This is a genomic window from Glycomyces sp. L485, from assembly GCF_022548875.1.
Lineage (GTDB): Bacteria > Actinomycetota > Actinomycetes > Mycobacteriales > Micromonosporaceae > Glycomyces.
This window is the reverse complement of record NZ_JAKZEW010000043.1, coordinates 20,700-34,045: the sequence shown is the minus strand read 5'-3', so window position 1 is coordinate 34,045 and position 13,346 is coordinate 20,700. Positions and strand designations below refer to the sequence as shown.

Annotated in this window: 14 protein-coding genes; 11 read left to right on the top strand and 3 right to left on the bottom strand. The window is 69.4% G+C overall.

All coding sequences use genetic code 11. The features are described 5' to 3' along the window. The first annotated feature begins 186 nt into the window (after positions 1 to 186). From nadD to L0U85_RS17245, 9 genes are all read left to right on the top strand, one after another. Positions 187 to 789, top strand: a complete 603-nt coding sequence (gene nadD / locus L0U85_RS17285; protein WP_241379005.1) for a nicotinate-nucleotide adenylyltransferase — start codon at positions 187 to 189, stop codon at positions 787 to 789. A 121-nt stretch (positions 790 to 910) separates the two neighbouring features. Further along, positions 911 to 1,318: a ribosome silencing factor gene (gene rsfS / locus L0U85_RS17280; RefSeq protein WP_241379004.1), complete on the top strand. Its 408-nt coding sequence runs from the start codon at positions 911 to 913 to the stop codon at positions 1,316 to 1,318. Further along, positions 1,315 to 1,977 (top strand): histidine phosphatase family protein, encoded by a 663-nt coding sequence (locus L0U85_RS17275; protein ID WP_241379003.1) that lies wholly within the window; start codon positions 1,315 to 1,317, stop codon positions 1,975 to 1,977. The genes rsfS and L0U85_RS17275 overlap by 4 nt, the downstream gene beginning before the upstream one ends. Positions 1,978 to 2,015: 38 nt before the next feature. Further along, positions 2,016 to 2,504: a hypothetical protein gene (locus L0U85_RS17270; protein WP_241379002.1), complete on the top strand. Its 489-nt coding sequence runs from the start codon at positions 2,016 to 2,018 to the stop codon at positions 2,502 to 2,504. 13 nt (positions 2,505 to 2,517) lie between these two features. Next, positions 2,518 to 3,369 (top strand): DegV family protein, encoded by an 852-nt coding sequence (locus tag L0U85_RS17265; RefSeq protein WP_241379001.1) that lies wholly within the window; start codon positions 2,518 to 2,520, stop codon positions 3,367 to 3,369. Positions 3,370 to 3,518: 149 nt separating this feature from the next. Then, on the top strand, positions 3,519 to 4,286 hold the full coding sequence (locus tag L0U85_RS17260; protein ID WP_241379000.1) for a helix-hairpin-helix domain-containing protein: 768 nt from the start codon (positions 3,519 to 3,521) through the stop codon (positions 4,284 to 4,286). Between the two features lie 5 nt (positions 4,287 to 4,291). After that, positions 4,292 to 6,598: a ComEC/Rec2 family competence protein gene (locus L0U85_RS17255; RefSeq protein ID WP_241378999.1), complete on the top strand. Its 2,307-nt coding sequence runs from the start codon at positions 4,292 to 4,294 to the stop codon at positions 6,596 to 6,598. Positions 6,599 to 6,741: 143 nt separating this feature from the next. Beyond that, the gene (gene holA / locus L0U85_RS17250; RefSeq protein ID WP_347177472.1) at positions 6,742 to 7,779 is read left to right on the top strand and encodes a DNA polymerase III subunit delta; all 1,038 of its coding nucleotides are present in this window, start codon (positions 6,742 to 6,744) and stop codon (positions 7,777 to 7,779) included. Continuing rightward, entirely contained in the window at positions 7,772 to 8,029 is a 258-nt protein-coding gene (locus tag L0U85_RS17245; RefSeq protein WP_241378997.1) for a hypothetical protein, read from the top strand. Before holA ends, L0U85_RS17245 begins: the two co-directional genes overlap by 8 nt. A gap of 290 nt (positions 8,030 to 8,319) precedes the next feature. Here the strand turns inward: L0U85_RS17245 and rpsT are convergent, their stop codons facing one another. Then, positions 8,320 to 8,592 carry a 30S ribosomal protein S20 gene (rpsT, locus tag L0U85_RS17240; protein ID WP_241378996.1) on the bottom strand — a complete coding sequence of 91 codons (273 nt, stop codon included), beginning with the start codon at positions 8,590 to 8,592 and terminating at the stop codon, positions 8,320 to 8,322. A 185-nt stretch (positions 8,593 to 8,777) separates the two neighbouring features. Next, positions 8,778 to 9,368 carry a TetR/AcrR family transcriptional regulator gene (locus tag L0U85_RS17235; protein WP_241378995.1) on the bottom strand — a complete coding sequence of 197 codons (591 nt, stop codon included), beginning with the start codon at positions 9,366 to 9,368 and terminating at the stop codon, positions 8,778 to 8,780. A gap of 92 nt (positions 9,369 to 9,460) precedes the next feature. On the opposite strand from L0U85_RS17235, the gene L0U85_RS17230 reads away from it, so the two are divergent. After that, positions 9,461 to 10,501 carry a hypothetical protein gene (locus L0U85_RS17230; RefSeq protein WP_241378994.1) on the top strand — a complete coding sequence of 347 codons (1,041 nt, stop codon included), beginning with the start codon at positions 9,461 to 9,463 and terminating at the stop codon, positions 10,499 to 10,501. Positions 10,502 to 10,665: 164 nt separating this feature from the next. Beyond that, positions 10,666 to 12,498, top strand: coding sequence for a translation elongation factor 4 (gene lepA, locus L0U85_RS17225; protein ID WP_241378993.1), 1,833 nt, complete (start codon positions 10,666 to 10,668; stop codon positions 12,496 to 12,498). A 210-nt stretch (positions 12,499 to 12,708) separates the two neighbouring features. Here lepA and L0U85_RS17220 read toward each other — a convergent pair whose 3' ends face one another. Further along, on the bottom strand, positions 12,709 to 13,317 hold the full coding sequence (locus L0U85_RS17220) for a hypothetical protein (RefSeq protein ID WP_241378992.1): 609 nt from the start codon (positions 13,315 to 13,317) through the stop codon (positions 12,709 to 12,711). Between the last annotated feature and the right edge of the window lie 29 nt (positions 13,318 to 13,346).

Sequence of the window (13,346 nt, the reverse complement as noted above, 5' to 3'; positions counted from 1 at the left end):
CACCCGAGGGGGTGTGGGAGAGCAGGACACCGCCAAACATTGAACATATGCAGCAGCCCGCCGACTCAGTCGGCGGGCTGTTTGCGTTTCAAGGCCACGATCAAGCGATCGTGGCCTTTTTCGTGCCCGAGATCAGGGCTTGTGAGTCCGTCTGGTTCGGCATTCGCAGGCTGTAGGATCTGCGCTGTGCCGGAACTGCCGATTCAACGTGTGGGGATCTTCGGCGGAACGTTCGATCCTCCCCACTTCGGGCATCTCGTCGCCGCCAGCGAGGCCGCGGCGCAGTGCCTGCTCGACGAAGTCGTCTTCGTACCCGCCGGCGATCCTTGGCAGAAGCAGCACCGCCGGATCACCGACGCCGCCTCACGACTGGCGTTGACCAGGCTCGCCGCTGAGCCCGACCCGCGATTCCGAGTGAGCACCTGCGATATCGACCGTCCCGGCCACACCTACGCGGTCGATACGGTCGCCGACGTGCGAGCCGAGTACGACCATCCTGTCGACCTGTACTTCATCTTCGGCGCCGACTCGCTCGAGAACCTCCGCACCTGGCATCGGGTCGACGAGCTGTGCAAGGTCGTCAAGTTCATCGCAGTGAACCGACCGGGGCATTCACGGCGTGAGGTCGACACCTCCACCGGCATTGAAGTCGAGTTCGTCGACATGCCCGGTGTCGGCATCTCCTCCAGCGAGTGCCGTCGACGTGTCGCGAACGCCGAGCCGATCCGCTACCTCGTCCCGGACGCGGTCGACGACTATATCGCCGAGCGCGGGCTCTACCGCAGCTGAGGCGCCCGAGGTGGCGCACGCCTGGTGGTGCCAAACAGGGAAGGCGCTGTCGGTCGGGGCGTGCAAGACTAGAGCCGTACACCGGGAGAAGTCCGGTTGGATTTCGTCGATAGGGGAGTAAGTGACCGCAACCGACACCGCCAAAGCCTTGGCGTTCACTGCAGCGCAGGCGGCAGCCGACAAGAAGGCCAGTGACATCAACCTGCGAGACGTCACCGAGAAGATCGCGCTCACGGATGTCTTCGTGATCGTCTCGGCCTCCAACGAACGCCAGGTCAAGGCGATCGTCGACGCAGTGGAAGAGCAGCTCATCAAGCAGCACGACACCCGGCCGCTGCGTCGCGAGGGCAAAGGCGGCGGAGAGCAGTGGGTGTTGCTCGATTACGGCGAGATCGTGGTCCACGTCTTCCACCAGGAAGCACGCCAGTACTTCGGGCTCGACGGGCTCTGGAAGGACTGCCCCCAGATCCCCTTCGCCGACGGTCCGCGCGCTCCGGAAGGCGGCGACGAGGCTGAGGAGCAGCGGTGAACCGACTTCTGGTGGTGCGGCACGGGCAAACCGAATGGAACCTGTCGGGCCGCATACAGGGATCCTCCGACATCGACCTCGACGAGACCGGCCGAGCCCAGACCGCCCAGGCCGTGCCGGCGCTCGCCGCGTACGAGCCGGTCCGGATCGTCTCCTCGGACCTGCGGCGAGCGGTCGAGACGGCCAAGCCGGTCGCTGAACTCGCGGGAGTCGAAATCGAGCTCGACAAGAGGCTGCGCGAGCGCGGTTACGGCCCGTGGGAAGGGCTGACGATGCACGAGATAGCCGAGCGGTTCCCCGACGACCACCGGCGATGGCGCGCCCAGGAACCGCTGCTCAACCCCGAGATCGAGACGTGGGGTGACCTCAAGCGCCGTACCGGCGAGGCCGTCCGCGACCTCGCCGAGTCCGACTTCGAGGGCACCCTGATGTTGGTCTGCCACGGCGGCTCGGCGCGGCAGATCGTCGGCGGTGTGCTGGACTGGGACCACGACTCCACCAGCGGCCTGTCGGGCATGGACAACTGCCACTGGGCGGATCTGCGGCGGATGAAATCCGGCAAGTGGCGACTGTTCGGCTACAACCTCGGCGCCACCCCGCCCTATACGATCGGGATGAGCCCGCTCGCGAAAGGGCAGTTGGCGGGTGGCAAGGCCTGACGGTGCAACCGCACTCCGATTCGAGGCGTCAAACCCGCATGGATACATCGAAACTCAGCCCCCGGCGGCTCACGAGACTGACCGGTGCCGTGATGGCCGGCGCGCTCATGCTGATCGCGCTCGTCGCCTGCGATGCCGGTGGTGGCGGCGGTGAAGACGAGTCGCCGAGCATCGTGGAGCCGACGACCGGACCGCCCACCGACCCGACTCGTTCCTCCGAACCGACAGAACCCGAGGAGAGCGACATGCCCAGCGAGACCCCCCACCTGGACCCGTCGACGGGATCCGACAAACCCGGTTCGAAAAGCGAGATGACCATCACCGGCACGATCGAATCCGGCGTCGAATCCGGATGCCTGATCCTGGACTACCAGGGCACGGTGTACGGAATCTTCGGCGAATACGACAAGTCAGTCGTCTATTCCGGCGCGGAGGTGACCCTCCACGGACACCCCGACCCGAGCATGATGTCGTTCTGCCAGCAAGGAACCCCGTTCATGGTGGAGCAAGCCGAACCGGCCGGTTAGGTACTGTGACCGGGTGAACGTCGCTGTAGTTACCGATTCCACTTCGGCGCTGCCCGAGCACCTGCGTGCCGGGCGGCGCAATCTGACGGTGCTCGGCATCCCGGTGCTCATCGGGGGGCAGGAGTACCGCGAGGGCGACGACATCGACGCAGAACAGATCCTGCGGGCACTGCGCGAGCCGCGCACGACGGTGACGACGTCCCGGCTGTCCCCCGAACTGCTCCGCGAGACCTACGAGCGGCTCCTCGACGAGGGCGCCACCGGCGTCGTGTCGGTACACCTGTCGAGCAAGCTCTCCGGCACCGTCGCCGCAGCCGAGGCGGCCGCCGCCGATTTCGAAGGACGCGTCGCCGTCATCGACTCGCTCGGCGCAGGCATGGGCGTCGGCTACCCCGCCCTCGCCGCAGTGGACACGGCCGACAAGGGCGGCGACGTGCTCGCGGCGGCCGCCGCCGCGCAGGCCGCCATCGGCCGGACCACCACCTACTTCTACCTCGACACACTCGAGTACCTTCGTCGCGGCGGCCGGATCAGCACCGCGAAGGCGCTGATGGGCACAGCCCTGTCTGTGAAACCGATCCTCGGCGTCGACGACGGACGCATCGACATGATCGAGAAGGTCCGCACGCCCACAAGGGGACTGCAGCGCCTCGCGGCCTTGGCGGTCGCCGACGTCGGCGACGCGCCGGTCGAGATGACGGTGCATCACCTCGGAGCCGAGCGTCGGGCCGAGGCCCTGGCGGGATGGCTTCGCGAGAAACTCGCCGACCGCCTGCGGCGCATGGACGTAGTCGAAGTCGGCGCCGCGATCGGAGCCCACTGCGGGCCCGGCCTCGTCGGCGTCATCACCCGCCGTCTGAACTGATCCGGCCCCGACGTCACGTGAGCGACCGAGTATGACGGCCCGAACGACCATCGTCCAGAGGCGACCGCGGTTTTCCACAGGGCGATCGCGTCGTCCACAGCCCCGAAAATTCTTGAATCACGGCCGCGACCCCGCTCGTTGAGCCGGGTATGGACATCGAAGACCCACCCGAAACCGCGGCGCTCGCCGCAAGGCTCCGGCTCAAACTCGACGAAGCCGACCAAGCGCAACGCGTCTGCAAGGAGACCGTCGACACCGCCAGCGGCGAGGTCGCGGCAACACCGCTCTCCGATAGGCCCGCGCGGCAGCGGCTCACCGACCGCGCCGAGCAGATCCAAGCGAGAGTCGGCCTGTCCCACATCAACCGGCGGGTGCTGGCGGCGGTCGCGATCGTCGCCGCCGCCACCGGCCTGTTCATCACCGTCCTCGCCTGGCCACGATCCGAACCCGTGACGACCGCGGCCGCCCAATCCGCCGACACCGCCTCGGCGCAACCGGAGACGATCGTCGTCTCGGTCGCCGGAGCCGTGAAGGAACCGGGGATCGTCGAACTGGAAGCCGGGTCGCGAGTCGCCGACGCGATCGAAGCGGCGGGGGGCTTGGACGACGGCGCCGACCCCGGATTCCTCAACCTGGCCCGCGTAGTCACCGACGGCGACCTCGTCGCCATACCCGCTGAGCAAGAAGCCGCAGGGGCCGCAGGAGGCGGCGGCCCCGCAGCCGGAGGCCTTGTCAACGTGAACGTGGCGGACACGGACACTCTGACGGCACTGCCGGGAATCGGCCCGGTCCTGGCCGAGCGGATCATCGACCACCGGGAGGCCAACGGCAGCTTCCAATCGGTCGAGGAACTCGCCGAGGTGCAAGGGGTCGGACCGGCGATGCTGGAGCAGCTCCGCGACCACGTGACGCTGTGAGCACCATGAGCGGACGGCACAGCGAGGCCTCAGCGGTCGTCCGCCGGGACTGGCGACTGCCCCTGGCGGCCGTCGGCGCCTGGGGCGCCGCACTCGGCGGCCTCTACGGCGATCCCCTCACCTGCGCCGTCACCACGGCCGGCTGCGCTTCCGTGGTCCTGCTGGGACGCGGACGAAGCAACCGCATCTGGGCGGCGGTCGCCACGATCGCGTTCGGAGGGATGCTCGCCTCGGCCGTCACGACAGTCCACGTCGTGGTACGCGACCACGACGGCCTCGGCCGCCTCGTCGACGCCGAAACCGGCGGCGAAGCCGAGCTCGTGCTCGACACCGCCCCTAAACCATCGGCACGCCGCCCCGGCGTCTACACGGCAGGAGCGCGCCTCCGGTCGTTCACCGCCGGCACGAACGCGGTCCATGGGAACTGGCGCGTCCTCCTCGTCGCCGACGGCGAAGAATGGTCCGCAGTGACCGCAGGCCAGCGCCTCACACTCCCAGCGGTGATCCGCGAGCCCGACCCCGGCCGATTGACCGCCGCCGTGGTGAGCTCGCGCGGACCACCGGAGACCGCAGGTCGGCCCGCCGCACCGCACCGATTCGCCGCACACGTCCGCGACCGACTCGCCCGAGCGGCCGAAGCGGCGCCCGAACCCGAGTCCGGCCTGATCCCGGCACTCGCGGTCGGCGACACCTCCGCGATGGACCCGGAACTCGCGCAGGACTTCCGCACGACCGGCCTGGTCCATCTGGTGGTCGTCTCCGGATACCACCTGAGTCTGGTGGTCGGATCGGTCCTCGGCACAGCTCTGGCGCTGCGGGCCGGCCCGAGAGCGCGCGTCACGGTCGGGGCGGCGGCCGTGGCGGGCATCGTGATCGTCGCGGGGCCGCAGCCGAGCGTGCTCCGTGCGGCGGTCATGGCTGGGATGATGCTGCTGGCGCTCGCAGCGGGGCGGCCGAAAGCGGTGATGCCCGCGCTCGCCACGGCGGCGCTGGTGCTGATCCTGGCCGACCCGGACATGGCCGCACAGCCCGGGTTCGCGCTGTCGGTGGCGGCGTGCGCCGGGCTGGTGCTGCTGGCGTTCCGGTGGGCCCGCCCGCTGGAACACCGCGGCTGGCCGCAGGCGGTGGCGCTGGCGGTGACGATCCCGGCCGCGACACAGGCGGCGGTGACCCCGCTGCTGGCGGCCTGGGCCGGCGGGATCAGCCTCGTGGCGATCCCGGTGAACCTGCTGGCGACCCTGGTCGCCGCGCCGGTAGTGATCCTGTCGGTCCTCACCGCGGTCGCGGCAGCGTTGTGGCTCCCGGCGGGGGAGTGGTGCGCGCAACTGGCCGCGATCCCGGCGTCGTGGCTGGTGTGGTTGGCGCAGACGGGCGCCGAGGTGCCGGGCGGAGTCCTGCCGTGGCCGAAGGGGGCATGGTGGGGGCTGCTCGCGGGACTGATCCTGGCGGTCCTCATCGGCCTCCTCCACATCCACGCCCTGCGTCGGCCTCTGCTGGCGGTCCTCGCGGCACTCACCTTGGGCGCGATCCCGGCCTGCCTGTTCACGGGCGGGCCACCGTCGGGCTGGGTGGTGACGATGTGCGACGTCGGCCAGGGCGATGCGCTCGTGCTGCCCGCCGGAGACGCGGTGGTGGTAGTCGACGCGGGCCCGGACCCGACCGCCGTGGACGCCTGCCTGGACGACCTCGGAGTCGACCGGATCGCGCTGCTCGTGCTGTCCCACTTCCATATCGACCACGCGGCCGGTGTCGCCGGCGTGATGGACGGGCGTGATGTGGAGGCGATGCTCGCTCCGCCGCCGGGAGAGGCCCGGTACGGATTCGACCTCGTTGCCGAACGTGCCGCCGAGGTGCCGGTGCTGGAACCGGTGCCGGGCGCGGTGTACGAGTTCGGAGCGACCAGATTGGAGGTGCTCTCGCCTCCGGAACGGCTGCTGAGCGGCACCCGCTCGGACCCGAACAACAACTCCGTGGCGGTGCGAGCCGATGTGGCCGGCACGAGCGTCCTGCTCACCGGGGATGTCGAGCTGGAGGCGCAACGGATGCTGTTGGACGCCGAATGGCTCCTCGACGTCGACGTGCTGAAGGTGCCGCACCACGGCTCGGCGTTCCAGGTGCCGGAGTTCCTGGAGGCCGCCGACCCGGCGGTCGCGCTCGTGGGCGTCGGCGCGGACAACGAGTACGGGCATCCCGACCCGGGGCCGCTCACGCTGCTGGAGGCGACGGGGGCACTGGTGTTCCGCACCGACCTGGCGGGAGCGATCACGGTGACGAGGGACGGCGACGCCTTTCAAGTGACGACACAGCGGTGAGGCCCTGCGCGGGCGAGCGCCTTCGGGCCCTCCTGGTTCACGCGATCGGCGGAGGCGGTGATGCCGTTCGAGTGACAGCCCGGGGACGCGTTCCGCCCCGGTCTGTCGCAGCTGCGCAGGACAGCGACCCCTTCCCTGGAGCTATGGCGCGGAGGAATCTGGGACCGCGCTCGGAAGCATGGAAGGATGGAGTCGTGGCTGCACTCCATCAAATCCGCCTGGTGCTGGGCGACGACGAATTCCTCGCCGAGCGCGCCGCCGCCGAGTATGTCGCGGCGGTGCGCGCCGACCTGCCGGAATCCGACCCCGCCCCGGTGGTGAACCGCGTCCCCGCCTCCGACCTCACCGCCGGCTCTCTCGCCGAACTGACCAGCCCGACCCTGTTCGGCGGGGCCGTGGTGGCGATCGTCCAGTCCGGACAGGACGCGGACAAGGACACCGTCGCCGCGCTCGTCGACTACGCATCGCGCCCCGCCCCGGGCATCTACATGGCCGTGTGCCACAACGGCGGCAACAAGGGCAAGGCCCTGTCCGAGGGGCTCAAGAAGCTCGACGTGGACCTGGTGCGGGCCTCGAAGATCAAGCGGCAGCCGGACCGGGTGGCGTTCGTGCGCGGTGAACTGCGCGCCGCCGGGGCCTCCCCGCGCTCGGCTTCGGCCGAGATCGCCGACACCATCATCCAGGCCGTCGGATCGGACCTGCGCGAACTCGCCTCGGCGTGCGCGCAGCTCGTGTCGGACACTGACGGCAATATCACCGTCGACGGCGTCGCCCGCTACTACTCGGGACGCGCCGAGGTCACCGGCTTCAGCGTCGCGGACGCGGCCGTGGCCGGGAACGCCGGCGAGGCGCTCGGGGCGCTGCGCTGGGCGATGCAGGTCGGCGTCGATCCGGTGCCGATCGCGGACGCGCTGGCGATGGCGGTGCGGAATCTCTCACGGGTGGCCTCTGAGCGCGGCGGCGCGAATCAGCTCGCCGGGCAGCTGGGGATGGCGCCTTGGCAGATCGACAAGGCGCGCCGGCAGGCGCGGACCTGGACCGCCGACGGGCTGGCCGAGGCGATGCGGGTGTGCGCCCGACTCAACGGCGAGGTCAAGGGCGGCGCCGACGACCGGGCGTGGGCACTGGAGCACGCGATCTTGGAGATCACGCGGCTGAGCGGGGCTGGCGGGCGTGTCTGAGTACCGTCGCGGTCGAGTGGCCCGGCCCAAGCGGCCCTGGTACGCGCGGGCGCTGCGGTTGCGGCACGTGTACTTGTCGCACGCGTGGTGCGTGGTGTTCTTCGAGGGGACGATCGCGCTCGGGGTGCTCATGGCGCTCACCGAGCTCGTCTCCTGGTGGGTGGTGCTGGTGCTGCCGCTCGCGGTGGCGGCGATGGTGAAGCTCAACGATGTGATCGCCGGGGCGGTCGACCGCGGACGAGGCCGCTGAAAGGCACACTAGCGGTCCCGGGTACCCGCCCACTTACCACCTTCTCGCCTACCTAAGAAATGACACCAGGCTCCCAAGCAGGTGTGACGGGTGGATAAGGGTGTGACGGTCCAGGCTTGGGATTCGTTCGAACAGCGGCGGGCATATTGGTGCCGTTGGGGTTGATCGCATCTGAGCGTTTCATCCGGATGGGGGAGGGAACGTGAGCCTGAATCCGGGAATGCCGAAGGCCCCGACGGGTGAGACCCGTCGGGGCCTTCGTGCAAAGCTTGAGTTGCGGCAGGCCCGAACTAGGCGGCCTGGGCCAGCTTGTTGTAGGCCGCAGCCATCTTCGACTTGCGCTGAGCGGCCTGGTTCTTGTGAATGACGCCCTTCGAGTAGGCCTTGTCCAGCTCGCGGCTGGCGGCCTTCAGGTGCGCCTCGGCGGCGGCGACGTCGCCGGTGGCCGCCGACTCACGGAACTTCCGGATGGCGGTCTTCAGCGACGACTTCACGGCCTTGTTGCGCATCCGGCGCTTCTCGTTCTGCCGGTTGCGCTTTTCCTTGGACTTAATGTTCGCCACGCGTGAAGCCTCAGTCTCGTGATTACTTGGTTCCTTACAAACCGCGTCGGGCGCAGGGCGCGCTCCGCGCGACTGTCAACGTTACCAGGAGCCGGGGAGGGCACACGTCCTGGGACTCTGACCGCGAGCCAGGTTACACCAGGTCGGGTGCGCCACAAGCACCCAGGCCCCCGATTGGGGCACGGCTAACGCCTCCGGGCCTCCAGCGCGGGCAGGAAGACCGTGTCGACGATCTCCTCGATCGACACGTCAGGCAGGTCGCCGGTGACGATGAACTCCATGCGCGCCAGCTCCAGCGGCAGCGTCCGTAGGCGGGTGGTGATCTGCTCCTCTTCGATCTCGCCCCTGTCGACCGCGCGAGCCAGCGCCACCTCCGTCATGATCTTGCGCATGAAGCCGATGAAGGTCTCGATGACCGGCGCGTTGGCCTCCGGGTTCGCCGCGATCTCGGTGAGCAGGCCGAGCATCGTGGTGCGGCCGGTTGTCCGCATGCGCTCGCGCATGACCTTGAGCACGGCGATCGTATTGGCGCGCAGGCTCCCGGCGTCGGGGACGGTCTCGGAGTCCGGTAGGAAGTGAGTCGCAGCGGCGGCCAGCATTTCGACGCGGTTCGCCCAGCGCCGGTACAGCACCGGCTTGCTCGTGCCCGCGCGGCGCGCCACGCCGTCCATCGTGAGCCTGGTGAACCCGTGTTCCCGCAGCTCGTCCCACACCGCCTGGTAGATGGCCTCTTCCAGCTCCCTGCCGCGTCGCCGCGACCGGACCTCCTGCACCATGCGAACCCCCATTGGATACTAATCGTTTCTTATGGTATTCCTGGATCGTATATAAGATACGAACTGTATCTTATGAGCGATTGGAAGCAGTCATGGAAGCCACCGCCCATTCTGAGCCGCCCCGCAGCCCGCTCGGCCACGTCGTCGGCCTCATCCTCGGCCTCACCCTCATCGTCGGTCTCCTCACCATCGCCTTCGCCTGGCCCTCGACCAGCATGGGCCCCAACAACGTGCCCATCGCCGTCATAGGCCCGCCCGAAGCCGCCGCACAGGTGGCCGACCAGCTCGACGACGCCGAACCCGACGGCTTCGGCGTCGTCGAGGCGGCCGATCCCGCCGCGGCCGTCGAGATGATCGAGCGCCGCGAGGTCTACGCGGCGCTCGCGATCGGCCCCGACGGCGTCGACCTCTACACCGCCACCGCCGCCTCACCCATGGTCGCGCGCGTGGTCACGGGCATCGCCGACCAGATCGCCGCCGGCATGGGCGAGACTGCCGGACAGCCCGGCTCCGTCACCGTCGACACCGAGGACGTCGTCGCGCTCCCCGCCGAGGACCCCAACGGCGCCGGCCTCGCCTCCTCCGCCCTGCCGATGGCCGCCGGCGGCCTCATCATCGCCGCGCTCATCGCTGTGAGCGTGCGCGGCTCAGGCCGCCAAGCAGTCGCCGCGGTCCTCGCGCCGTTGGCCGCCGCCGCGGCCATCGCCGCGATCCTGCGCTACTGGCTCGGTTCGGTCGAAGGCGACTTCTGGACCGTCGCCGGGGCGATCGCCCTGTCGCTGCTCGCCGCCTCCTGGGCGGTCCTCGGGCTGACCAGGCTGCTCGGCCGCCCTGGCACGATCATCGGCGCCGTCGCGATCATGCTGGTCGGCAACCCCCTGTCGGGCCTGACCAGCGCCCCCGAGCTCCTGCCCGCCCCCTGGGGCGAGGTCGGCCAGTACCTGACGCCCGGCGCCGGGGCCACCCTCCTGCGCTCGGTGTCGTTCTTCGACGGCCACGGCGCGGGCACCGCGGTCGTGGTGCTCTGCTCCTGGCTGGCCGTCGGCGTCCTGATGTTCGTCATCGGGGCCGTCGGAGCCCGGGTGAAGAGGGTCAGCGCCGTGGAACCCGAACCGGTCGCCGTCGGCGCCTGATCGTCACAGGCTCGCCCCGGCCGTTCCGCCGCACCGCGACGTTCGCGGAGCCGCGCCTCGGCAGAGGGTGGCGGGGACGGCCTTCTTCCTCGGGTGTTCGGGGCCGGGCCGGTGCATGAGGCAGAATTGGATCGCCCACCCCACACGAGCAAGGAAGGGCCACCGTGACGAACGCGCCAGGTTCGACCGCTCCGGAGTCGATCCGGAACTTCTGCATCATCGCGCACATCGACCATGGCAAGTCGACGCTGGCGGACCGCATGCTGCAGATCACCGAGGTCGTCGACGCCCGCCAGATGCGGGCGCAGTACCTCGACCGGATGGACATCGAGCGCGAACGCGGCATCACCGTGAAGTCGCAGGCGGTCCGCATGCCGTGGACGGCCCGCTCCGGCGAGGCCGAGAGCTCAGAGTTCGTGCTCAACATGATCGACACGCCCGGCCACGTCGACTTCACCTACGAGGTCTCGCGCTCGCTCGCGGCCTGCGAGGGCGCGCTCCTGCTCGTCGACGCCGCCCAGGGCATCGAGGCGCAGACGCTCGCGAACCTGTACCTGGCGATGGGCAACGACCTGACGATCATCCCGGTGCTCAACAAGATCGACCTGCCCGGGGCCGAACCGGACCGCTACGCCGAGGAACTCGCGCACCTCATCGGCTGCGAGCCCGAGGACGTCTTCCGCGTCTCGGGCAAGACCGGCGAGGGCGTCGCCGAGCTGCTGGACGCGATCGTCGAGCAGATCCCGGCCCCGATAGGCGACGCCGACGCGCCGCCCCGCGCCCTCATCTTCGACTCCGTCTACGACATCTACCGCGGCGTGATCACCTACATCCGCGTCATCGACGGCAGGCTCAAAGCCCGCGACCGCATCCGCATGATGTCGACCAGGGCCGACCACGAGCTGCTGGAGATCGGCGTCATCAGCCCCGAGCCGGTCCCCGGCAAGGCCCTCGGCGTCGGCGAGGTCGGCTACCTCATCACCGGCGTGAAGGACGTGCGCCAGTCGAAGGTCGGCGACACCGTCACCGACGAGCGCAAACCGGCCGGCCAGGCGCTGCCGGGCTACACCGAGGCCAAGCCGATGGTGTTCTCCGGGCTCTACCCGCTCGACGGTTCCGACTACGGGAACCTTCGCGAGGCGCTCGACAAGCTCCAGCTCAATGACGCCGCCCTCCAGTTCGAGCCCGAGACGTCGGCGGCGCTGGGCTTCGGCTTCCGCGTCGGCTTCCTCGGTCTGCTGCACCTGGAGATCATTCGCGAGCGTCTCGAACGCGAGTTCAACCTCGACCTGATCTCCACTGCCCCGAACGTCGTCTACCAGGTCACCATGGAGGACGGCGAGCAGATAGAGGTCACCAACCCATCGGAGTTCCCCGAGGGGAAGATCGCCTCGATCACCGAGCCGATCGTCAAGGCCACGGTCCTGACCCCGACGGAGTACATCGGCGCGGTCATGGACCTGTGCCAGTCGCGGCGCGGCGTCCAGGAGGGCATGGACTACCTGTCGACCGACCGCGTCGAGATCCGCTATACCCTGCCGCTGGCAGAGATCGTCTTCGACTTCTTCGACCAGCTCAAGTCGCGCACCAAGGGCTACGCCTCGCTCGACTACGAGATCGAGGGCTCCCAGACCGCCGACCTGGTGAAGGTCGACATCCTCCTCCAGGGCGAGCGGGTCGACGCGTTCGCCGCGATCGTCCACAAGGACCAGGCTTACGCCTACGGCGTCAGGCTCGCCGAGCGGCTCAAGAAGCTCATTCCGCGCCAGCAGTTCGAGGTGCCGATCCAGGCGGCGATCGGCTCGCGCATCATCGCCCGCGAGAACATCCGGGCGCTGCGCAAGGACGTCCTCGCCAAGTGCTACGGCGGCGACATCTCCCGCAAGCGGAAACTGCTGGAGAAGCAGAAAGAGGGCAAGAAGCGCATGAAGACCGTCGGCCGCGTCGACGTCCCCCAGGAGGCGTTCATCGCCGCGCTCCGCACCGACGAGGACTGAGCGATCGAGGGCGGCCCCGGTACTGACCGGGGCCGCCCCTGCCTCGCGCGGCGGTCACCTGATCGGAGCCGGCGAGCGGGCCGGTCGGCCTCGTCGCGACCACCGGCCGGCCGTGGGAATGGTGCGGGACCGCCGCGCGTACACCGGCGAGTCCTGGTCCTTCACCGGCGCCGCACCGGCGTCACGGCAACCTCGGATTCGATTGCCGCGTCACGGCGACGGCGGCTGCTGGGGGTACCCCTGTTGCGGATGGCCCTGCGGCGGCTGGCCGGGCGGCATCGGCTGCTGCGGGGGCTGCTGCCTGGGCAGGTTCCCTGGCTTCGAACGCAGCCACTGCGCCACTTCGGGCTGGAAGACCAGGAAGAACGCGGCGCCGACGGCCCCGAGCTTCGCCAGGCCCAGCAGCGCGCCGAACGCGGCGTACCAGCCGAGCCCCCAACCGCCGAAGAACCCGAACAGGGAGAAGAATCCGAGGACGCCCAGCCCGATGTACAGGGCCGTGCGGGGTTCCTGGGCACCGAAGACGCCGAGGCGCTCTTTGACGATGAACCACACGAGCACGATCGACAGGGCGTGGAAGATCAGGCCGACGATCCCGGAGGTCACGATGAAGCCGGTCGCCATCCACAACGGCGCGGTCGCCACCGCGATGATCGAGAACAGCAGCATGAGCACTGCGATGGCCATGTAGGCCCACAGGACCTGGGTCAACCAGTTGACCTTCTGCGGCCTGCCTGGGTGGGGTTTGACGCCCCATTCGATGAGGGGGTCCGCGCCGCCGGGTCGACTCGGTCCGGGCGGTTGAGGGGGATATGCCATCGTCGTGCTCCTTATGGGCATGGGCATGG

Bases quoted from the DNA above. Each gene is read 5' to 3' on its own strand.
- L0U85_RS17270 (WP_241379002.1), top strand. From the start codon at position 2,016: ATGGATACATCGAAACTCAGCCCCCGGCGGCTCACGAGACTGACCGGT.
- L0U85_RS17260 (WP_241379000.1), top strand. From the start codon at position 3,519: ATGGACATCGAAGACCCACCCGAAACCGCGGCGCTCGCCGCAAGGCTC.
- L0U85_RS17255 (WP_241378999.1), top strand. From the start codon at position 4,292: ATGAGCGGACGGCACAGCGAGGCCTCAGCGGTCGTCCGCCGGGACTGG.
- holA (WP_347177472.1), top strand. From the start codon at position 6,742: ATGGCGCGGAGGAATCTGGGACCGCGCTCGGAAGCATGGAAGGATGGA.
- L0U85_RS17235 (WP_241378995.1), bottom strand. From the start codon at position 9,368: ATGGTGCAGGAGGTCCGGTCGCGGCGACGCGGCAGGGAGCTGGAAGAG.
- L0U85_RS17230 (WP_241378994.1), top strand. From the start codon at position 9,461: ATGGAAGCCACCGCCCATTCTGAGCCGCCCCGCAGCCCGCTCGGCCAC.
- L0U85_RS17220 (WP_241378992.1), bottom strand. From the start codon at position 13,317: ATGGCATATCCCCCTCAACCGCCCGGACCGAGTCGACCCGGCGGCGCG.